We start from the raw sequence: 21,127 nt of genomic DNA, 5'->3' as shown, positions 1-21,127 counted from the left end.
CGGCCGGGCCTGATCCGATCAGTCTCGCGCGGGCGCCGTCGATGGCGTCCGATGAGGTGAGACCATGCGTGAACTACCTTCGATCGCGCCGGCGCGGATCGTCCGCGGCATGCGCCCTTTCGCACGCCACTGGCGCATCACGACGCCGGGATGGGCGGATGCGGTCGCATTCCTCCTGCTGGCGGCGCTCGCAGTGCTGGTTGCCAAGGGTGCGGCGGGTGTTGCCCAACCGCTGGCGGACCTGCGGATCGACCCGGTCTCGCTCGATCCGTGGCACCTTCCCGCCTACGCCTTGCGGACGACGCTCAGGATGTTCGCCGCCCTTGGCGCCTCGTTGCTGTTCACCTTCGTCGTCGCGACGCTCGCCGCCAAGAGCAAGCGCGCTGAAATGATCATCGTACCCGCGCTCGACATCCTCCAATCGGTGCCGATCCTCGGGTTCCTGACCTTTACCGTCACCTTCTTCATGGGGCTGTTCCCGGGACAGCAACTCGGCGTCGAGCTCGCCGCGATTTTCGCGATCTTTACCAGCCAGGCCTGGAACATGGCGTTCAGCTTCTACCAGTCGCTGCGCTCGGTCCCGGCGGATCTTGCGGAAGTCTCGCAGGGGTTCGGGCTATCGCCGTGGCGGCGGTTCCTCCGGCTCGAATTGCCGTTCGCCACCCCGGCGCTGGTGTGGAACGCGATGATGTCGATGTCCGGCGGCTGGTTCTTCGTCGTCGCGTCCGAAGCGATCAGCGTCGGCAAGACGCGGATCATGCTGCCCGGCATCGGATCCTGGCTCGCGCTCGCGATCGACCGGCAGGATTTCGGCGCGGTCGGCTGGGCGGTGGGTGCGATGGCGATCGTGATCCTGCTGTACGATCAGCTCGTCTTCCGTCCGGTCGTCGCTTGGGCGGACCGCTTCCGTTTCGAACAGACAGCGTCGCAGGATGCCCCGACGAGCTGGGCCTATGACGTGTTCCGCAAGGCGCGACTGCTACCCGTGCTGTTCGCGCCGCTGCGGCTGCTGGGCGCGCTTTTGATGACGCTCGATCGGGCTCCGGCCCGCGCGCAACGCCCCCAGCGTCGGCGCACGCGCGATCCGATCGGGCAGAAACTATGGCTGGCGCTCGTCGCGGTCGTGCTGGGCGCGGCCTTGTGGGTCGTGATCGGGTATGTCGCGCGGCATCTGGCGTGGGGAGATGCGGTGAGCGCATTCGGGCTCGGTCTGATCACGATGCTCCGCGTGCTCGTCCTGATCGCGCTCGCAAGCCTGGTCTGGGTACCGATCGGCGTCTGGATCGGGTTGCGGCCACGCTGGGCCGAACGACTCCAGCCGATCGCGCAATTCCTGGCGGCCTTTCCCGCCAACGTCCTGTTCCCGTTCGCGGTAATCGCGATCGTTCACTGGCACCTCGATGTCGACGTCTGGCTGTCGCCGCTGATGGTGCTGGGGACGCAATGGTACATCCTGTTCAACGTCATCGCGGGGGCGAGCGCGATCCCCAACGATCTGCGCGAGGCTGCGGGTATGTTCGGCGTGCGCGGCTGGCAATGGTGGCGCCAGCTCGGCATCCCGGGGATCTTTCCCTATTACGTCACCGGTGCGCTGACGGCTTCTGGCGGGTCGTGGAACGCGAGCATCGTGGCAGAAGCGGTCTCTTGGGGCAGCGAACGACTGGAAGCACACGGACTCGGTACTTATATTGCCAAGGCGACCACGGCGGGAGATTTCCCGCGGGTCACGCTGGGCATCGCGGTGATGTCTGTGTTCGTGATCGGGTTCAACCGCCTGCTGTGGCGCCCGCTCTATGCTTATGCCGACCGCCGCCTGCGCCTTGCCTAAGTTTTGAAGAGTAACGGAGCCCCTTATGGCCACCCTCGCCTCGCTTCCCGCCGCGCGCCCACTCGTCGCGATCGAGCATCTGACGCATCGCTATGGCAAGGGCGGCACCAGCGGAGCGTTGCTGGTGCTGGACGATGTCGCGCTGACGCTGGTCGAGAACGAGGTCGTCGGGTTGCTCGGTAGGTCGGGCTCAGGCAAATCGACGCTGCTCCGCTCGATCGCGGGGTTGATCGCGCCGGACGAAGGGACGATCGCCTTCGTCCCCGACGAGACGGGCGAGGCGCCGAGCGTCAGCATGGTTTTCCAGACCTTCGCGCTGTTCCCGTGGCTGACGGTGTTGCAGAACGTCGAACTCGGGCTGGAGGCGCAGCGCGTGCCGGCTGAAGAAAGGCGCACGCGCGCGCTGGCGGCGATCGACCTGATCGGGCTCGACGGTTTCGAGAACGCCTATCCCAAGGAGCTTTCCGGCGGAATGCGCCAGCGCGTCGGGCTGGCACGCGCGCTCGTCGTCAACCCGTCGCTGCTGCTGATGGACGAACCCTTTTCGGCACTCGACGTGCTGACCGCAGAGACGCTGCGTAGCGACCTGCTCGATCTGTGGTCGGAAGGGCGGATGCCGATCAAGTCGATCCTGATCGTGACGCACAACATCGAGGAAGCGGTGCTGATGTGCGACCGCATCCTCGTCTTCTCGTCCAATCCCGGCCGCGTCGCTGCCGAGATCGTCGTCGATCTGCCGCAACCGCGCGACCGGCTCGATCCGGCCTTCCGCGCGCTGGTCGACGACATCTACGCGCGCATGACGGCGCGAGTCGCGGTCGAGCCTGTGCAGGACGGTGTGTTCCCCGGTAGCGGGATCCAGATGGTCTTGCCGCGCGTGTCGACCAACGCGCTCGCGGGGTTGATGGAAGAGGTCGATGCCCCGCCGTTCGACGGACGCGCGGCGATGGCGGACTTGGCGGACCAGCTCCAGCTCGAGATCGACGAACTGTTCCCGATCGCGGAGACACTTCAACTCTTGCGGTTCGCCGAACTCCAGGGCGCCGACATCCTGCTCACCCCGGCGGCACGGCGGTATGTCGAAGCGGATGTGGACGACCGCAAGGCGATGTTCGCACGCGCGTTGCTCGCGCACGTCCCGCTCGCACAGCACATCCGCCGCATCCTCGACGAGCGCACCGGCCACAACGCCCCTGCGCGCCGCTTTCGCGACGAGCTCGAAGACCACATGTCCCCCGACTATGCGGATGAGACGCTTCGCACGGTCACCCACTGGGGCCGGTACGCAGAAGTCTTCGCCTATGACGAGGACGACGATCGTTTCTCGCTGGAGGACGCGGTTTAGGGTTGGACTTGGCGCGCCACCTACCGGGCGTGCCGACAGTTCTGCAGCATTCGAGCGCGAATGATCGCCCGATGGCGTTGTTCCGGCGGCGAATGGCGGTGAAACGTGGCGCAACTATGCCAAAGCGTTGTCAATACGCTTTGCCCATTTTTCATGATGCCAGTAGAAGTCGGGTCAGCCAGAGTTGTTCAACTCGGGTGATATCCCATTCTATTCATGCGCTAAGACCAATGTCGTTCGATCGGATTCTTCCGATCGTATCGCTAGTGTTGCCCCAGTGTGCCGAAACCCGCCTTGCGCGGCAGAGAAAGTGAAAATCCGTGTCCAATCCCAAGGTCGCAGAATCCGCAATACCTGACGCATCGTCGGCATCCTTTCGGAAAAAAGCCGTCATCGGCACGCTTCTTGGCGCAACAATCATCGGGGGCGCCATTGCTGCCGGGGTCGGCGGCTCAGCCAGCGATAACGGATCGCAAAAACCTATCATCGTCGTGAAGGGAAAGCCTTCGCCCACGCCTACGCCAGCCCCAACACCAGCTCCGACTCCTACGCCGACGCCGTCCTCGTCATCCCCACAATCGTTCGCACTGGGCATCAACGTTGCGGGCAGCACGTATTACGGGCCAGAACGAACATTCGCCAACCTCGCGTTCGCCTCGGGCGCGTGGCGCAACCCGTCGGCGGCGTGGTCCGATGTTCCGAAGACGAAACTTTCAGCAGGCGGCACGTCTCTGATCGATGCAGTGCTGTTCCTGAACGTTCCGCAGACAGTCTGGAGCGGCAAGGCGACGCGAATTACCTGTACCTGGAGTGGAAGTGGCGCCCTGCGCGTCGACGGCGACGCACAAATGGCCGGAGCGAACCATGCAGTTACGTTTACTTGGCCCGGACGGACCGGGACGGCACTGCCAACGGCGCGGCTCCACGTCACGTCGGTCAACCCGTCGGATCCTTTGGCAAATCTTGATTGCCGAGAACCGGGCTTGGTGGTGAACGGTGTCTTCGATCAGCGGATCGTCGACGATCTCAAACCGTACAGTGTATTGCGTTTCCTCGACTGGACGTCCGCCAACAGCAATCCAAGCAGTGTAACATGGTCGAGCCGTTCCACACCCCAGCGACTGGTGCAGGATGGCACCGACGGGGTGGCGGTCGAGCATATGGTTGATCTAGCAAATGCGGTCGGCGCAGACCCGTGGTTCACGGTGCCATGGAACGCCGATGAAACTTATGTCCGCGCTATGGGCAAACTGGTCCACGATCGCCTAGCACCCGGGCACAAGGCGTATTTCGAGCTTTCGAACGAAACGTGGAATTACGCTTTCCCGATCGGGACCCAAGTTCTGAATGAGGGTCTTGCGCGGAGGCTCTCGCCAGATCGTTATACTAACAACCTTTTAAGGTACGCCGAGAAGTCGGTCTGGTTCCATAAATTGTTGACGTCCGCTTTTCAGGACAATCCAGCACGGCTCGTGCGCGTTTTGAATATTCAAAACGGTAACGGCTACGGAATCGACCAGATCATGAACTTCCGCGACACCAAGCAGTGGGTCGATGCGATCGCGGCTGCCCCCTATTTCGGGCATGATCTTCTCCGCTCGGTCGATGTTGGTGTCACGGATCTGCCGCGCTTGTTCACCACACTTGAAGCAATGCGAGTCGAGACGATCAGCCGCGCAGTTTCGGATAAGGCCAACGCGACCAAATGGGGTAAGCGCTATATTTCGTACGAAGGCGGCCAGCATATCGTTCCGCTACCCGCAACCGAGGATGTAGCCGCTCGTATGCAGCGGAGCCCCCTGATGTATGAAATCTACAAGCGGTATCTCAACGACTGGAAGGCGAAGATTGGCGATACGTTGACCCTGTATTCGGCAACGGGCTCGATCAGCAAATATGGCGCCTGGGGTATCCGAGAATATGCCGGTCAGCCGCTGACGGAAACACCGAAGCGCCGTGCCGTGCTGGAGGCAGCAGCCAATCGCTAAAGGAACTGGCAACGGCTGCGGATCGCTGCAGTGGGTGGGGCGTAATAGCCCCGCCCACTGCAACGCGATGTCGTCCGAAGTGCCGCCGGTACTGGCTAAAGACGTGCGACGGCGACCTTAAAATAAGGATTGGCTATTCTCCGTATCAGCCAGGGACTCCCCAATTGGCTTCTTCGTCAGCCGCCTTTGCCGTTCGAACGAGATGCTCAACGTAATTCTGGAAGATTGGAACCGTGAACGTGACCAGTGTCGGTTCGCCCTTGGGTTCCTTGAACGTCAGGACGACGAAGCGCTGGCCGTCTTCGTCAAGGACCAGGCCGGCTTCCATGGCGCCCGGGCCGCTCGGAGTGATAACGGTCGCTGTCACGGAATATCCTAGATGGTTCTACCCGGTACCGCGAGATTGCGACGGCGGGATTCCGTGGCACTTTCGCGGATTCAGCCAGCCCTGACAATGTCGATCGCATCGACGTCGTTCGAAAGCGTATGCGGCTTTGTCGCGATGCTCGCATCGACAGTGCGACACGACCAGCCCGTGAGGTAGTAAGGAGCAATCGGGGACAACTTGAGCGCCTCCTTGATCGAGTTGCGACAACTCAGCCTCGATCAGGTATTTGCCGCCGCCCTGCATGTCCGGCAAATGCTCGCTCGTGTTTCCTTACCGTGTGAGCAGGATTAACAGAGAGCTTGAGACTGTTGATGTAGAGGGACTTCAGGTATTGGCGGTCGACGCCTGGGTATTGCGCGTTGGCGCCTCGAACGTTGCCCAATCGCCCTCCCCCGGCGGACGCGGCGGTGCCCCTGCTTTGGTGTCGGGTTCCTCGAATGCACCAATCCGGACACGGTGAAGGTGTACTTTGGCGATCATGTTGGCCGAAATCGGTGCAGTAATGAACAGGAACAGCGCAATCAGCAGCTCATGCGCGGTCCAAACACCGAGCCGTCCCTGGAAATAGAAAACCGACGCCACCAGCAGCGATCCGAGTCCCAGCGTCGTCGCTTTGGTTGGACCGTGTAACCGCTCCATCGTCGATGGCAGGCGGACGAGGGCCCAGCTCCCGATCAGCACGAATGCCGCGCCCAGCAGAACCAACGCGCAGACCATAATTTCCACCACCATGGTCATTCCACGATGTCCCCGCGCAGGATGAATTTGCAGTAAGCGATGGTGCTGACAAAACCGACCATCGCAAGCAGTAACGCCGCCTCAAAATAGGCGTCGCTCTCGCCGATCATTCCGATCAAGATGATCAGCGCGATAGCATTGATGACCATCGTGTCGAGCGCAACGATCCGGTCGCCGAGCGCTGGACCTTTGAGCAATCGCCACCCGTTGAAGAGCAATGCAAGCGCCACACATCCCAGCGCAATCTGAAGTGTTAAGGTGATCATGCGAAAATCCTGTGTAGCCGCGCTTCGTAGCGGGTTTTGATCCGCGCGATCTCTGCAGCAGCGTCCGCGACATCCAGCGCATGAACCAGCAACGATTTCCCATCAGCCGAGATATCCGACGACACGGTCCCAGGCGTCAGGCTGATCGTCGCGGCGAGCACGGTGATTGCTTCGGGTGTCGAAAGTGTAATCGGGATCACCAGCCAACGCGACCGCAGATCACGGTTACGGCGGAACAGGATCAGCCAGGCAACTTCGAAATTCGCCACGACGATATCGAACAGGACCACAAGGCAATATTGGAGCAGGGCGCCGCCGAAGCGGACGCGTGGGCGGTCAGGCCAGAACGGCTCGGTAAACTTGGGCAGAATGAGGCCGAATGCTCCACCCAGTAAAACGCCTCCTACGGTGATGCTGTTGGCCATCAACAACCAAACGCCGAGGAGCATTACCGACAATGCCGGATGCGGAACGATGTGTCGGATCACGATGGCTCCCCCCCCAGAACGGCAAGAATGTACCGTTGCGGTGCGTAGATTTGCGCTGCGGCGGCCTGAGCCTGTGTGGTTGCCCAGCCAGCCCCCAACATTAGGAGCAAAAGAAGCGCTATTAAAGCGGAGGGCGCGGCGAATTCAATGCCGGATCGCTCGACGGAGGCGATCGGATCGGCGTCACTCGCTGGTGCTTTCCAGAAGAGCGCACTGCCGCAGCGCGCAAACCCAATGACGCCAACCAGCGTCGTACAAAGCACGGTCGCCCAAATCGCCACCCACGCTTTGGTGGGAAAGGTCGTCTGAAGAATAAATAGCTTTGCCACGAAACCAGACAATGGCGGCAACCCCGTCGCAGCAATCGTTGCCGCGAGGAATAGCAAGCCCAACGCCTGCTGCCCCGCGAAGCGCGGACTTGGAACAATTGCGTCGCCATATTGCCCACGTCGTCGCGACGTCGCGTCGGCGACGAGAAACAGAGCGGCCCCCGCATATGTGGCGTGAACGAGGTAGAATAAGGCGGCCGCCGTTGTCTCCTGCGTCCAGCACGATACGGCCAGCAATACCGTGCCCGTCGAGCCAAGGATCGCGAACGCAGCCTGCTCTCTCATCGCCCTCGCCGCGAGGACGCCCGCAAAGCCGACGATCGCTGTCACCGCTGCCGCCGGCAGCAGCCAGGGTGCGGGCACCCACGCCGCCGCACCGGCGCTATCACCGAAGAGGAGGGGTACCGTGCGAATCATCGCATAGACGCCAACCTTCGTCATGATCGCGAACAGTGCCGCGATCACCGGGGTGGTCGCCGCATACGTACGCGGCAACCACAAATGTAGCGGCACGACCGCGGCCTTAAGCGCGAATACTGTCAGCAGCAGGAGCCCCGCGAGACGGATCAACCCTTGTTCCTCGGCGCCGAGAAGCGAGATCCGCCGGGCGAGATCCGCCATGTTGAGCGTACCGGTCAGCCCATACAGCAGGCCCAGCGCGATCAGGAACAGCGCCGATCCCACGATATTGACGATGACGTACGCTACCCCCGCCTTCAATCGGGCGGCGCCCTGCCCATGGAGCATCAGCCCATAGGACGCGATCAGCAACACCTCGAAAAACACGAACAGATTGAACAGGTCGCCCGTCAGGAACGCGCCGTTCAGACCGAGCAGCTGGAAGTGGAACATGGGATGGAAATGCCAGCCCTTGCGGTCCACCGTGGTCACAACAGCATGAAGCATCACCACCAGCGCAAGCACCGCCGCCACAACTAGCATCATTGCGGACAATCGATCGAGCACCAGCACGATGCCGAACGGAGCAGGCCAGCCCCCAAGCGGATAGGCGCGGATCGCATCGTCCTGCGCAATGCCGAACAGAGCGAGCGCTGCGACCAGCATCGCACCGCATCCTGCCAGCGAGAGCGCCATCCCGACACGACGCCGCCGGCGCATCGCCAGCAGCGTCAACGGCGCGACGATTGCGGGTATAACGATCGGCGCGATGACCAGTTGGTCGATCGGCATCATGATGGCGTCTCGTCCCGCGGAATATCGGTACGACCATCGACTTGGTCTGATCCGCTTTCGAGGTAACTGCGCAGGGACAGGATCACGACTAGCGCGGTCATGCCGAAGGTGATGACGATCGCGGTCAGCACCAAGGCTTGCGGCAGGGGGTCGGCATGGTCGGTCACGCCCTTCGCGAACAGCGGCGGCCGATCGACGACCAGTCGACCGATCGCAAACAGGAACAGGTTTACGGCATAGGACAACAAGGTCAGCCCCAGAACGACCTGAAACGTGCGGCCGCGCAGCGACAAGTAGATGCCCCCCGCGGTCAGCACGGCAATTGCGCTCGCGATCAGGAACTCGAGGCTCATTGCAACGCCTCCGCATCGTTCACGGTGTCTTCGGGTTTGGCCTCGGCGTATCGCGCAGCGCGCTGGGCGACATGGCTGAGCTGTGCAAGCGCCATCATCACAGCACCGACAACAACGCATGCGACTCCGGTATCGAAGAGGGTGGCGGTTGCCAGCTCGATTTCACCGATCAGCGGAAGATGGAAATACCCGAAACTGCTCGACAGGAACGGCGCGTCGAACAGCAGCGAGCCAAGCCCGGTCGCGGTGGCGATCAGCACGCCGAAAGCGATCAGCGGATGCTCGCCGATTCGCCGTCGCTCGTCGGTCCAATCGAACCCCGATGCGAGATACTGGAGCAGGATTGCAATCGCAAACACCAGCGCAGCGATGAATCCGCCGCCAGGTTGATTATGCCCGCGCAGGAAGATGTAGAACCCGACCAGCAGGGCAAGCGGCATCAGCAGCCGTGCCGCCATCACGAACATCATCGGATGTCGCTCGGGCGAATGCGGCGTATCCTTGCGCCAGGCCCGCAAGCGCTGCCCTGCAACACCGCGCGCAGCGGGTTCGAGCAACGCATAGATGGCGAGCCCCGCGATCCCCAGCACGGTGATCTCTCCCAACGTATCGAACGCCCGGAAATCAACGAGCGTTACGTTCACTACATTGGTCCCGCCGCCGCCCGCATAACTGTTCGCCCAGTGGTAGGCGGAGACCGTATCGCGCGTTTCGCGGGTCATGATCGTCCAGGCAGCCCATCCAGTACCGCCCCCGGCAATGATCGCGAGCGCCGCGTCTCGCCCCATACGCAAAGTGCCGGACAGGCTCGGCGGTGTCTTCGGCAACAAATGTAGCGCAAGCAACATCAACACGATGGTGACGACCTCCACGGCGATCTGCGTTAGCGCAAGGTCAGGTGCGGAGAGGTGGATAAAGGCCAGCGCAACGACGAGACCGATAACGCTGATGAAGACCAACGCAAGGAAGCGCTCGCGTTGTCGAACAACGACAGCGACGGTCGCAACGATCAGCGCCACCCAAGCGACGATCGCAGCCGGCCCGGCCGGGAGCGTTGGGCGCCCCCCGGCGGGGAGCCCGCCCGGAGTTAGCGCCGCATCCACCGCCAAAACGGTCGCCACTGCGAACAGGATGAAGAGATAGCGTTGCAGCGACGCGACGTGAACAACGAGGATCACCCGGCGAGTAACGCCAACGATGGCGTCCATCGCCGCATCGAACAGCGCTTTCCCATCGAGCGCCGGGCGCTTCGTCAGCCAGGCTGCGATCGGCGCGCGCCGCCACAGCAGAAGCACGCCGATCGCCACCGCACCGACGCTCATCGTCAAAGCGGGGTTAATCCCGTGCCACAGCGCCAAATCCACGTCCGGCGCGGCCCCGCCAGTAACCGCGCCCGCCACGGCAGCGACGAGCGGACCCGCGATGGTCATCGGCATCACCCCCAGCGCGATCGCGATCAGGACCAGCACAGTCGTTGGCGCCAGCATGGCCATCCCAGGGTCGTGCGGCACCGGGCCATCGCTCGAACGACGTCGGCCAAAGAACTGGTCGGTCGCATAGCGCAGCGAATAGGCGACCGATAGCGTCGCGGCGACCGTCGCAAGGATCGGCACCAGCAGCCCTTGTCCGGCTACGACGGTATGCGCACTCTGCTCGAGCATCATCTCTTTGGAAATAAACCCGCCGAACGGCGGCAACCCCGCCATCGCCGCCACGGCTAGCGAACCTAGCGCCGCCGTGATCGGCATCATCGCCGCCAGACCGCCGAGCTTGCGTATGTCGCGCGTTCCGGTTTCGTGATCGACGATGCCGGCGTTCATGAACAGCGCTGCCTTGAAGGCAGCGTGGTTCATCATGTGAAACATCGCAGAGGCCGCGGCAGCAGCCGTCCCGAAACCGAGCAACATCACCATCAATCCAAGCTGGCTAATCGTAGAATAGGCCAGGATCGCCTTCAGATCGTTACGAAACAACGCAACTGCCGCCCCGAACAGCATCGTCAACAAGCCCGTGCCGGCAACCAGAAAAAACCACATCTGCGTGCCCGCCAGGACCGGCCATAACCGCGCGAGCAGGAACACGCCTGCCTTGACCATCGTCGCGGAATGCAAATAGGCGCTGACCGGGGTCGGAGCTGCCATCGCGTGCGGAAGCCAGAAGTGAAATGGGAATTGCGCCGATTTGGTGAACGCGCCCAGCAGGATGAGGACAAGGATCGCGGGATAGAGCGGCGAGGCCTGGATCAGACCGCTACGGTCAAGGATCGTCGTCAGGTCGTACGATCCTGCCGCCTGCCCAAGCAACAACATCCCACCAATCAACGCGAGCCCGCCGCCGCCGGTGACGGCGAGCGCCATGCGCGCGCCCTGCCGCGCGTCCGCCCGATCGCGCCAGAACCCGATCAGGAGGAACGACGACAGGCTTGTCAACTCCCAGAAGATCAGCAGGAGCAGGACGTTGTTGGACAGGGCGATGCCAACCATTGCTCCCTGAAACAGCATCAGGAACGACAGGAATCGTCCCGTCGCCTCGTTGCGTTTGAGATAGCCCTGCGCATAGACCACCACCAGCAGCCCGATCCCCAGGATCAGTCCGACGAATAGCAACGCCAGTGGATCGAGCCACAGGCTGAAGTCGAGCCCAAGCGCGGGTATCCATCCGATCCGCACGGTCATAGGCGTGCCAGCCAATACGCCCGGCGCCAATCCCAACAGAACGAGAAGCCCGGCCGCACTAGCGCCGGCTGCGATCGACATGTGCGCACCACGCGATGCGCGGGCATTCAGCGCCAGCATCACGGCAGCAGCGAACGGCAATAGCAGCAGGACCATCAGGACCATATTAACCTCGTGGAACCGCGATCGTTAGCCTTTGCACGCGAGACGCCATAGGTCGAGGTTCGGAGTACCACTCGTGCGGCGCACGGCTTTCCGATCCCACCGCCCCCGATCGAGAGGTATTTCCGGAAAAAGGGCGTGCGGCAGAATGGCCAAGTGACACTTCGCCGCTGCGGCGGTAGTCGGTTGCCGTGCACATCGTCCGGCATCTTTTCGCGCAACGCCGCCTTGCCATGCTGATCTGCGCGGCGACACTGCTTCTCAAGCTGCTCGTTCCGACCGGATACATGATTACCGTAGATCACAGCCGCGTCGTCATGACCCAGTGCTCCGGTATCATGCCTGCTGCAATGCCGATGGACATGCCGGGAATGCATGCGGACGCGGCGGACCACGATACGTCGAAGGATCACGGCAAGACTGAAATGCCCTGTGGCTTCGCCGGGTTCTCCTCAGCGGTTCTGGGTTCGGTCGATCCAATCCAACTCGCCGAATTGATCGCCTTCATCGTCGCCATCGTTCTAGTGGCAACCGTCCTGCCGGCCGTCGTGCGTCCGGCGTTCTTGCGGCCGCCCTTACGCGGGCCTCCGGCTTACCGCTGACCCTTCAGTCCGCGCTGCCTTGTCTGGCGCGTCCATGAACTGCGGCCTGGCGTGTGTCTCACGCCGGGTCGGTCAAAGGTATCTCCATGATCCGAATGTACTTGCTGGCCGGCGCCGCCGCGCCCTGCCTGCTTCTGTCCGTGCCGATTGAAGCACAGACGCTCAACGGTCCCTCCGGGGAACGCTCAGATTCAATGATTATCGTCACCGGTCAGCGAGACCAGCTCAAGCTGAATGAACAGGCCCAAGCCGGTAGCCGGATCGGCCTGACGATCCGAGAGACTCCCGCAAGTGTCGAGGTCCTGACTCAGGAGGATCTCCAGGTCCGTGGGCTTCGCACCGCGCGGGAGGCGTTCAACGATGTGGTCGGGGCGATCGCCGGAAACGTGCCCGGCAATCCGGCAGTCGTCTCGATGCGCGGCTTCGCCGGCAATACCGTATCGATCCTCCAGGACGGGGTGCGGCTATCTGCAGCGACCGTCGTCCAACGGGACAGCAATAGCTGGCACTACGACCGGGTCGAAGTTCTGAAGGGGCCCGCCTCCGTGCTCTACGGCGAGGGGGCCCTCGCCGGCGTCATCAATAAGGTGACCCGCAAGCCGGTCCTGGGCGAACGCCATCTCGACACCTTCTTATCGATCGGCAGCTTCGATACGGTGTTTGCGGCGGCGGGGGTCAACCTCCCGGTTTCCTCCACCATCGCAGTTCGGGCGGATGCCAGCTATCAGCGATCGGACAGCCTCTACGACGTCGATAACAACGACACCTTTTCGGCCGGACTGACAGCCAGCGCCCTGTGGCGACCAAGCGACCGTTTGTCGCTGCTGATCGCGGTCGATCATTTCGAGGATCGCTACGACGCGACCTATCAGGGCCTTCCACTCATTCCCGGCCAATATGCGCTGCGACCGACTGACGCCGTTACTACGACCACCGGCTTGGTCGCGGATCGCGCGTTGCGACACCAAAATTACAATCCACAGGGCGCTTATTCCGGGAGCAACGAAACGACCATGCGGTCGCGCCTGGATGCGACGGTCGGCGGCGGCTGGAGCGTTGCACTCGACCTCACAGGCTACACCGCGAAACGCGCGTTTTTGCTGGCGGACAGCCAGACGTTCGTCGCACCAACCGCCGTTTTCCCCAATGGTAGTTTCCGCCAGAGCTACCAGGATTTCCGGCATGATCACCAGTTCTGGAACGTGCGCGGCGGTATCGCAAATGACCGATCCCTTGGCGGGCTACGCAACCGCTTCAACCTCGGCGTCGAACACAACGAAACGGATTTCGTCAGCCTGCGGCAACAGGCACCCGTTACGGCCCTGCCCGCAATCGATGTGCGCAATCCGGGAATTGTCCCTCTGCCAATCACGACCGCAATCTTCACCACCACCAACGTCACGTTCGATTCGAGGCTCAAGCAAACCTCGGTATTTGTGGAGGATGCTTTGAACCTTACCCCCAAATGGTTGCTGGTAGGAGGCGTACGCTGGGATCACATGGCGCTAAAGCGTGCAACGATCCAGAACATGACGGGCGCGATTGATCGGAACGATCCCACCTTCGACCCGATCTCGTGGCGCGCCGGCTCCACCTGGGCCATAACGTCCAATGTGACCCTCTATGGGCAATACACGACCGCGGTGTCGCCCGTGTCATCGATATTGCTGGCCTCGATTGCGAACAGCCGGTTCCGGCTTACCAAGGGCCGGGCTTATGAAGCTGGCTTCAAGGCGAGCGGTTGGGCCGGGCGAGCGAGCGTTACCGGCGCTATCTACCGGATCGAGCAGACGGACATCCTGACACGCGACCCCAACATCCCGACACTCTCGGTCCAGGGCGGTCGCCAGTCGTCACAGGGTGTCGAATTGTCCGCGGCGGTCTCCCCGGTGGCCGCGCTTCGTCTGTCCGGCGGCGTCTCGTACACTGACGCACGCTATGACGAACTCTTCGAGCTCGCGGGAACAACGCGGGTCAGCCGGCGCGGAAATCGCCCAATCAATATTCCCGCGACGACGGTCAACGCGTCGGCGCTCTACACGATTGGCGACACGGTAACCGTAGGGGGGTTTCTGCGTCACGCGAGTAGCTTCTTTACCGACACTGCCAACACTATACGGGTCGCCGGGCATGCCGTTCTCGATGCCAGCCTATCTTTCCGGATCCACCCTCAGGCGACGGTAACGCTGCGGGCACGCAACCTGACGGACGCCTTTTATGGCGAGTATTCAGGCTATCCGACCACAAACGTCTATATCGGTGCTCCAAGATCGTTCGAGATCGCGCTCTCGACGCGCCTGTGAGGATGGCTAGGTATCGCCAAGGGGCGTCCGCCAGCATGCGTATTCTCGTGCGACGCGTGCATCTCTTGCTGGGCTTGAGCCTCGGGCTGCTGTTCGCGGTGCTGGGGCTCACCGGGTCGGCACTGGTGTTCTACAGCGATATCGATACCGCTCTGCACCCTACGGTTCAGGTCACGCGAAACAGCCCCGCATCTGGCGGAACGGTCCTGGCATGGGATCGCGCATTGGCAACCGGGCATGCACGCTGGAACGACGCCGGCGGCAAATGGTCGTTTGAGTTGACGGGCGAACCAGGTCCTATTCCGGCGCGCTATTATCCGATGCCCGGCGGTCACGGCGTTCGGCTGATGGTGTGGTTCTCCACCGACGGAAAGCGGATCCTTCGGGCCGAACCATGGGGCGGCTATCTCATGAGCTGGGTCTACCAACTTCACATGCAATTGCTTGCCGGTGCGACCGGGGGGCAAGTCGTCGGTTGGTCGGGTGTGGGGATGCTGCTGCTGCTCGTCAGCGGTTTGCTGACATGGTGGCCTCGCGGGAGCTGGAAAAAGGCCTTAGCGTTCAAGCGCGATGCCGCGCCGATCCGGCGCTTCCGCGATCTTCACAAGCTGTCGGGTCTTGCAAGCATGCCGTTGCTGTTCATCCTTGTTGCAACGGGCGTGCTTCTGGCATTGCCGGCTGTCACGCAAACCCTATTGGCACCGTCAACCATCCCTGCCCCTACATCGAGCGACACCCGTGGCAAGCGGATCTCGATCGTCCAGGCGCTCGCGGTCGGGCGCCGCGCGCTGCCGGAAGGCCGTATCGTCTTCGTGGATGTCCCCACCAGCGGCACGGCGCCAATCCGAGTACGGGTTCAGGTACCCGGCGACCCGCACGAGCGGTTCCCGGGCAGCTATGTGTTTATCGACTCGCTCTCAGGCAGGGTTCTGGCGATCCACGACGTTCGCCGCGCTAATACCGGTTCGGCAGTAGCGCGTTGGATCCGCACGTTGCATGATGGAACTGTTGGAGGGACGACGACGCGCGTCATCGCACTGCTCCTTGGTTTCGTACCCGCGCTGCTGTTCGCAACAGGCGTTCTTCACTGGTTGCGGCGTCGCCGATCGCCGCATGCTTCGTGACGACGGATTGTCCGAAGACCAAGCGATGGTCTTATAAAATAGGCTGCTATTTTCCGGTTCGCGCGTTGCAGCCCAATGAGCCCTTCGCACCACAACCGTTACGCCTACCGTCCCATCATCGGTCGTCCGGATTATGCCTGGCCCGACGGGCGCCGCCTCGCCATCTATATCGGCGTCAACTACGAGGTGTTCGACTTCGGCAGCGGTCTGGGGGCGGAACTTGCGCCATCGCAGACCGAACCGGACGTGATGAACTTCGCCTGGCGCGACTATGGCAATCGGGTCGGAGCGTGGCGGCTGTTCGATTTGTTCGACAGACTCGCGCTACGGACGACGGCGCTCGTGAACGCTGAGGTGCTGGAGCGCTGCCCCGGACTTGCCGAGGCGTGCCGCGATCGAGGTGACGAGATCGCCGCGCACGGCGGCAGCAACGCCAGAGCACAAGGCACGATGGTCCGTCGGCGCGAGAAGCACTTGATCGAAGACGTTACCCAGCGCTTGGCGGAACTCGGCGTTCGTCCCACCGGCTGGCTGGGTCCTTGGATCTCGGAAAGCGAGAACACGCCCGACCTGCTCGCCGGGAACGGGTATCGCTACGTGCTCGACTGGGCGCATGACGATCAGCCGACCAGACTGACAACCGACTATGGCGAGCTGCTTTCAATCCCCTACTCGCAGGAGATCAACGACATTCCCGCGATCATCGCGCGCAAGCAGGAAGCGGAGACGTTCGCGTCCATGATCCGCGACAACGTTGAACAGCTTCTGTCAGAATGCGACCGTCGCCCGCTTGTCCTCGGCATCGCACTCCATCCCTACATTATGGGACAAGCGCATCGTGTCCCTGCCCTAGCCCGGGTACTGACGGAACTACGAACAGCGAACGATCCGCGGATCTGGTGGACTACTGCGGGTGACATCGCAACGTATGTAAACGCTAACGACCTAGCGGTCTGATCTCCGGGTAAGCACGCCCAAATCAAGGGTGGTGGATTCAGCGCATCCGCATGAAGTAAGCGAGGGCGTTACGAGTATCATCGGCAAAGCGATCATAGATCACCCGCGCAACCTGAGCGATGACAGGCTGGCGATCACGCCCACCTCGGGCGAACACCACGACGGCAACGCGACGACCATCGGGCATGGTGATGACCCCAACGTCATTCGTGACGCCATCAAGCGTGCCGGTCTTGTCCTCGACCTGCGTACCCGCAGGAAGCAGTGCGCGGATACGACGAGTCCCTGTTTGGCATCGACGCATGAGATCGAACAGGAACGTGCGGCTTTGCGAGGTCAGAACGGTCGCGCTATCAAGTTTTGACAACAGCCCAACCATCGCAACCGGCGTAGCGACATCCTTGCTGTCGGCGAGATGTCCGCGCTCCCGCAGCAACTGTGCGATCGTGCGGTCCACCCGGATTCCAGAGATCCTGTGCGACAATAGCCATTGTTGAACGACGGCAGGGCCGCCGAGCGTGGCCAGGATCTGGTCCGTTGCGTAGTTGTCGCTGCGTACCAGCATCAGCTCAATGACTTTCGCCGCGGGGCGGCCCATAATCATGTCGCCAAGACTACGGCGTCCCTGATCTACCTCCGCAAGGTAGGCCCCGGCTATTGCCAGCTTGACCGTGCTCGCCATTGGAAATGGGATGTCGCCGTTGATCGCGACGGTCGAGCCATCGCGCAGGTCGAGCGCTGCGATGCCATATTCGCCAGAGTTCGCTGCGACCAGGTTGTTCAGCTGGCGCTGGAGGCCGATCAACTCGGGGGAACTGGCAACAACCGGCACCGGAAGGAGGAAGCTTGCGGCAATACCGGTTATCAACAGACGGGAAAGCATGGGTACGCGCATCGATCGTCCTTGCGAGGTGTCCTTCAGCGACCTTCTCATACTACGCCGAAAACCTGAACCCTTCGTGTTACATGCCGCTGCCTCTCGGCCAAGCGCTGATTACGGACTAGACGGTGGTCAATCGGCGGTTCGTGCGACGGTAACCCCCTCTTCCATCATCATGGTGCACTCGACCTGGCTAGCACAATGCACGATCATTGGGCCCAAACGACGAGACATACGCCGCCTGCCCCTTGGCGCGCACGCTGACGATGAACGATCCGGCGCCGCCGCGGCTTAGTGGGGCGGAATGTCATCCATTCCGTGACGGATCACAACGGATTGAGCTCGGCATCGTACCTGATCGATATTGATGGATCAAAAAGCTCGCCGGATTCCAACTTGAGCAACGTCGTGTTCCATGTATTATTTTGGCATTACAAATGTTCCTGGAGATTCGATGCTCGATCGTCGCACGTTTGTCGCATCTTCCGCGCTGACGGCATCGTTCGCGATGCCGGGAGTAGCGCGGGGCGGTACGACCGTAGCAGCACCGCTTTCCCCGGACATGCCGATCCCTCTGGGGCGATTGCCGACCCCGATTGCACCTGCCGATCCGAGCTTGCACGCCCTGAACCGTGGTTGGAAGTTTTACGAAGGAGACGTGCCAGTCCCGCCGGTGCGCGGAAATGACGAAACCTATGCCGCAACGAAGGCAGGTAATGCGCAAGCCGCCGCCGGTGTGGACTTCGACGATTCCGGCTGGAACACGGTTCAGTTGCCGCACGACTGGGCGATTGCGCATCCGATCGAGCCGGACCAGAATGATGCGTTCGGCTATCGTCGGCGCGGGGTCGGCTGGTATCGCCGCTATCTGGTCCTGCCGACCGAGTGGCAAGGGCAGTACCTCGAACTCCAGCTCGGCGGAATGGCGAACACCTCCACCGTATGGTTCAACGGTATTCCGGTCGCGCACAGCCTGTCGGGCTATGTGCAGCAAAATATCGACGTCACGCCTTATGCGCGGTTCGGGGACGAACCCAATACCATTGCGATCCGAGTCGACGGGAATGTGATGGAGGGGTGGTGGTACGAAGGCGCAGGCTTATACCGTGACTGCTGGCTGGCGGTACGTGCGCCGGTGCATATCGCGACGGATGGCGTCCATGCGACGCCGCGGCGGCAGGCGGATTCCACGAGCTGGCAGATCCCGGTCGCCGTGACGCTTAGCAACATTGCGACGGCGGCGGTCGGCGTGACGGTAGAGGCGGTGCTGCTGGATCCGCAGGGCCGGACGATCGCACAGGCAAGCGCGGCCGCTAACGTGGCGCCGCTCGGGACGGCGGTTGCATCGATGTCGCTTCCGGTCGCCCGACCGCGGCTATGGTCGCCCGATACGCCGACACTGTACGTGGTGCAGACGCGATTGCTGCGGGATGGCCAGGCGATCGACAGCCGTCGGAGCGAGATCGGTTTCCGGACCATCGCCTTCGACGCCACTACCGGGTTTCACCTCAACGACGCACCGCTCAAGATCACGGGCGTCTGCATCCATCAGGACCATGCCGGCGTTGGCGTCGGGGTACCTTCTGCGCTCCTGGAGTGGCGCATTCGTCGGTTGAAGGACATCGGCGCGAACGCGGTCCGTTTCGCGCATGCCGCGCCCGCCGACGCGCTGCTCGATGCGTGCGACCGGCTCGGCATGATGGTGATGGACGAGAATCGCCATTTCGACCCGAGCCCGGACTATATGGCGCACCTGACCTGGATGGTGCGGCGCGATCGCAATCGGCCGTGCGTGATAATGTGGTCGGTCCTGAACGAGGAACCGATGCAGGGCACCCGGCAAGGCTATGAGATGGTGCGCCGCCTCGCGAGCGCGGTGAAGGCGCTCGACGATACGCGACCGATAACGGCGGCGATGAACGACGGGATGTTCACCCCGCTGAACGGCGCCGATGCCGTCGACGTGGTCGGCTTCAATTACAAGCATGGCTGGTACGACCGATACCACGCGCTGCATCCGGACCGTCCGCTCATCAGCACCGAGGACACCAGCGCGGTGATGACGCGCGGGGAATGGGTGTCGGACGCTCAACGCAACGTGCTGACCTCCTACGACAGCGAAGCACCCGAATGGGGGCTTACGCATCACGAAAGCTGGAAGATGATCGGCTCGCGGCCGTTCATGGCCGGCACCTTCGTCTGGACCGGGTTCGATTATCACGGCGAGCCGACGCCCCTGCCTTGGCCTGCCGCCTCGAGTTCATTCGGGATCCTGGATATGTGCGGGTTCGCCAAGATGGCGTATCATTTGCGCCGAGCGCAATGGATCACCCGTGAGCCCGTGCTGGCGATCGGACCGCATTGGAGCTGGCCTGGGCGCGAGGGGCAATTGATCCGCGTGATGACCCCGGCCAATACCGATGAGGTCGCGTTGCTGCTCAACGGACGGACGATCGGCCGGCAATCGTGCAAACCGTTCGTCACGCCCGAGTGGCAGGTCCCGTATGCGGCGGGAAAGCTTGAAGCGATTGGTTATGTCGCCGGTCGCGAGGTCGTCCGTGCGGTGGTCGAAACAACGGGCCGGTCGGTTGCGCTGCGATTGACGCCGGATCGGCCGATGATGCTGGGCGACGGTGCAGACGTCCAGCCGATCAGCGTCGATCTGCTGGACGCTGACGGTCGCCACGTGCCGACCGCGACCGACCGCGTGCTGTTCACGATTGAGGGTGGCGAAATCATCGGGCTCGGCAATGGCGATCCGAACGATCACGATGCCGAGCAGGGCAATGCCCGCAAGCTGTTCGCGGGCTTTGCCCAAGTGCTGGTCCGAAGCGCGCCCGCCGCGCGCCAGTTGGTCCTGACCGCGCGGGTCGCCGGGGTGCCGGAGGCGCGGGTCACCGTGCCGCTTGTCGCCGCCACCCTCTTGCGCGACATCCCTGCCACACCGAGCGTCCAACACCTCACCGAGTTCCGTCGCACGCCGTTCGCGGTGCAGGCCCCGGACCCGCGCGAGGTCTACCCCGTCCCGCAATGGCGCGGGTTGAGTTACGTCCGGCCGGGGCGGCTGGAGGAAGCGCCGACCGAGCATGCGACAGCGCTTCTTCAAGGGCGCTTCGTACCTCGCCGCGACGTTGCCGCGCGGGGCGGTACGCTGCGACTTGCAGGGGTGATCGGTCGTGCCGAATTGTGGGTCGATCGCGTCCGCGTCGCCACGAAGACGAGCCGCGCGGAAGCGCCGATGACCGCAAAGCTCCCCGCCGGTGATCAAGAGCGCGTCATCACCCTGGTGCTGGAGGCCGACGCCGGCGAGGCTACGGGTCTCAGTCGCGGGGTCGCGATCTGGTAATCGCACCCCAGTGACGCGATGGCTCAAGGCATCTCATCACCCCGTTATTTCAACTTTCGCGCATTGGTATTGGATACGTCTGATATTGTTAGCGGTACCCGGCTGTCTCAGACCCCCGGTGGAAACTGATCGCCGCAATAACGCTCTGGCATTAGCTAATA

The 21,127-nt window shown here is 62.5% G+C and carries 16 protein-coding genes; 8 read left to right on the top strand and 8 right to left on the bottom strand.

The genetic code is table 11. The features are described from left to right. The first annotated feature begins 109 nt into the window (after positions 1-109). The 3 genes from ABIC16_RS09925 (at position 110) to ABIC16_RS09915 (ending at position 5,161) form a co-directional block, all read left to right on the top strand. Entirely contained in the window at positions 110-1,828 is a 1,719-nt protein-coding gene (locus tag ABIC16_RS09925) for an ABC transporter permease (protein WP_502958346.1), read from the top strand. Between the two features lie 25 nt (positions 1,829-1,853). Next, a complete protein-coding gene (locus ABIC16_RS09920; protein ID WP_354290947.1) occupies positions 1,854-3,173 on the top strand; it encodes an ABC transporter ATP-binding protein in 1,320 nt (439 codons plus the stop codon). Between the two features lie 320 nt (positions 3,174-3,493). After that, positions 3,494-5,161, top strand: coding sequence for a hypothetical protein (locus ABIC16_RS09915; RefSeq protein ID WP_354290946.1), 1,668 nt, complete (start codon positions 3,494-3,496; stop codon positions 5,159-5,161). A gap of 145 nt (positions 5,162-5,306) precedes the next feature. Here the strand turns inward: ABIC16_RS09915 and ABIC16_RS09910 are convergent, their stop codons facing one another. The 7 genes from ABIC16_RS09910 to ABIC16_RS09880 all read right to left on the bottom strand — a co-directional run bounded on the left by ABIC16_RS09910 (position 5,307) and on the right by ABIC16_RS09880 (position 11,757). Then, the gene (locus ABIC16_RS09910) at positions 5,307-5,528 is read right to left on the bottom strand and encodes a hypothetical protein (protein ID WP_354290945.1); all 222 of its coding nucleotides are present in this window, start codon (positions 5,526-5,528) and stop codon (positions 5,307-5,309) included. A gap of 345 nt (positions 5,529-5,873) precedes the next feature. After that, positions 5,874-6,287, bottom strand: a complete 414-nt coding sequence (locus ABIC16_RS09905; RefSeq protein WP_277969113.1) for a Na+/H+ antiporter subunit G — start codon at positions 6,285-6,287, stop codon at positions 5,874-5,876. Continuing rightward, on the bottom strand, positions 6,284-6,553 hold the full coding sequence (locus ABIC16_RS09900) for a K+/H+ antiporter subunit F (RefSeq protein WP_277969112.1): 270 nt from the start codon (positions 6,551-6,553) through the stop codon (positions 6,284-6,286). The genes ABIC16_RS09905 and ABIC16_RS09900 overlap by 4 nt, the downstream gene beginning before the upstream one ends. Beyond that, positions 6,550-7,041, bottom strand: a complete 492-nt coding sequence (locus ABIC16_RS09895; protein WP_354290944.1) for a Na+/H+ antiporter subunit E — start codon at positions 7,039-7,041, stop codon at positions 6,550-6,552. Before ABIC16_RS09895 ends, ABIC16_RS09900 begins: the two co-directional genes overlap by 4 nt. After that, a complete protein-coding gene (locus tag ABIC16_RS09890; RefSeq protein ID WP_354290943.1) occupies positions 7,038-8,564 on the bottom strand; it encodes a monovalent cation/H+ antiporter subunit D in 1,527 nt (508 codons plus the stop codon). The genes ABIC16_RS09895 and ABIC16_RS09890 overlap by 4 nt, the downstream gene beginning before the upstream one ends. Further along, entirely contained in the window at positions 8,561-8,917 is a 357-nt protein-coding gene (locus ABIC16_RS09885; RefSeq protein WP_354290942.1) for a Na+/H+ antiporter subunit C, read from the bottom strand. Before ABIC16_RS09885 ends, ABIC16_RS09890 begins: the two co-directional genes overlap by 4 nt. Continuing rightward, positions 8,914-11,757, bottom strand: coding sequence for a monovalent cation/H+ antiporter subunit A (locus tag ABIC16_RS09880; protein ID WP_354290941.1), 2,844 nt, complete (start codon positions 11,755-11,757; stop codon positions 8,914-8,916). Before ABIC16_RS09880 ends, ABIC16_RS09885 begins: the two co-directional genes overlap by 4 nt. A gap of 188 nt (positions 11,758-11,945) precedes the next feature. Here ABIC16_RS09880 and ABIC16_RS09875 point away from each other — a divergent pair, with 188 nt between their 5' ends. The 4 genes from ABIC16_RS09875 to ABIC16_RS09860 all read left to right on the top strand — a co-directional run bounded on the left by ABIC16_RS09875 (position 11,946) and on the right by ABIC16_RS09860 (position 16,740). After that, positions 11,946-12,356, top strand: a complete 411-nt coding sequence (locus ABIC16_RS09875; RefSeq protein WP_354290940.1) for a DUF2946 family protein — start codon at positions 11,946-11,948, stop codon at positions 12,354-12,356. A 194-nt stretch (positions 12,357-12,550) separates the two neighbouring features. Beyond that, on the top strand, positions 12,551-14,659 hold the full coding sequence (locus ABIC16_RS09870; protein ID WP_354290939.1) for a TonB-dependent receptor: 2,109 nt from the start codon (positions 12,551-12,553) through the stop codon (positions 14,657-14,659). 35 nt (positions 14,660-14,694) lie between these two features. Beyond that, positions 14,695-15,783, top strand: coding sequence for a PepSY-associated TM helix domain-containing protein (locus ABIC16_RS09865; protein WP_354290938.1), 1,089 nt, complete (start codon positions 14,695-14,697; stop codon positions 15,781-15,783). 75 nt (positions 15,784-15,858) lie between these two features. Then, on the top strand, positions 15,859-16,740 hold the full coding sequence (locus ABIC16_RS09860) for a polysaccharide deacetylase family protein (protein WP_354290937.1): 882 nt from the start codon (positions 15,859-15,861) through the stop codon (positions 16,738-16,740). A gap of 37 nt (positions 16,741-16,777) precedes the next feature. Here the strand turns inward: ABIC16_RS09860 and ABIC16_RS09855 are convergent, their stop codons facing one another. Beyond that, complete coding sequence (locus tag ABIC16_RS09855) at positions 16,778-17,635, bottom strand: serine hydrolase (RefSeq protein WP_354290936.1); 858 nt, start codon at positions 17,633-17,635, stop codon at positions 16,778-16,780. Positions 17,636-18,182: 547 nt separating this feature from the next. Here ABIC16_RS09855 and galA point away from each other — a divergent pair. After that, a complete protein-coding gene (gene galA / locus ABIC16_RS09850; RefSeq protein ID WP_354290935.1) occupies positions 18,183-20,966 on the top strand; it encodes a beta-galactosidase GalA in 2,784 nt (927 codons plus the stop codon). Positions 20,967-21,127 lie beyond the last annotated feature (161 nt).

Origin of the sequence: Sphingomonas sp. PvP055, assembly GCF_040546365.1 — a bacterium.
GTDB classification, from domain to species: Bacteria; Pseudomonadota; Alphaproteobacteria; order Sphingomonadales; family Sphingomonadaceae; genus Sphingomonas; species Sphingomonas echinoides_A.
This window is presented reverse-complemented; position numbering and strand designations above follow the sequence as displayed.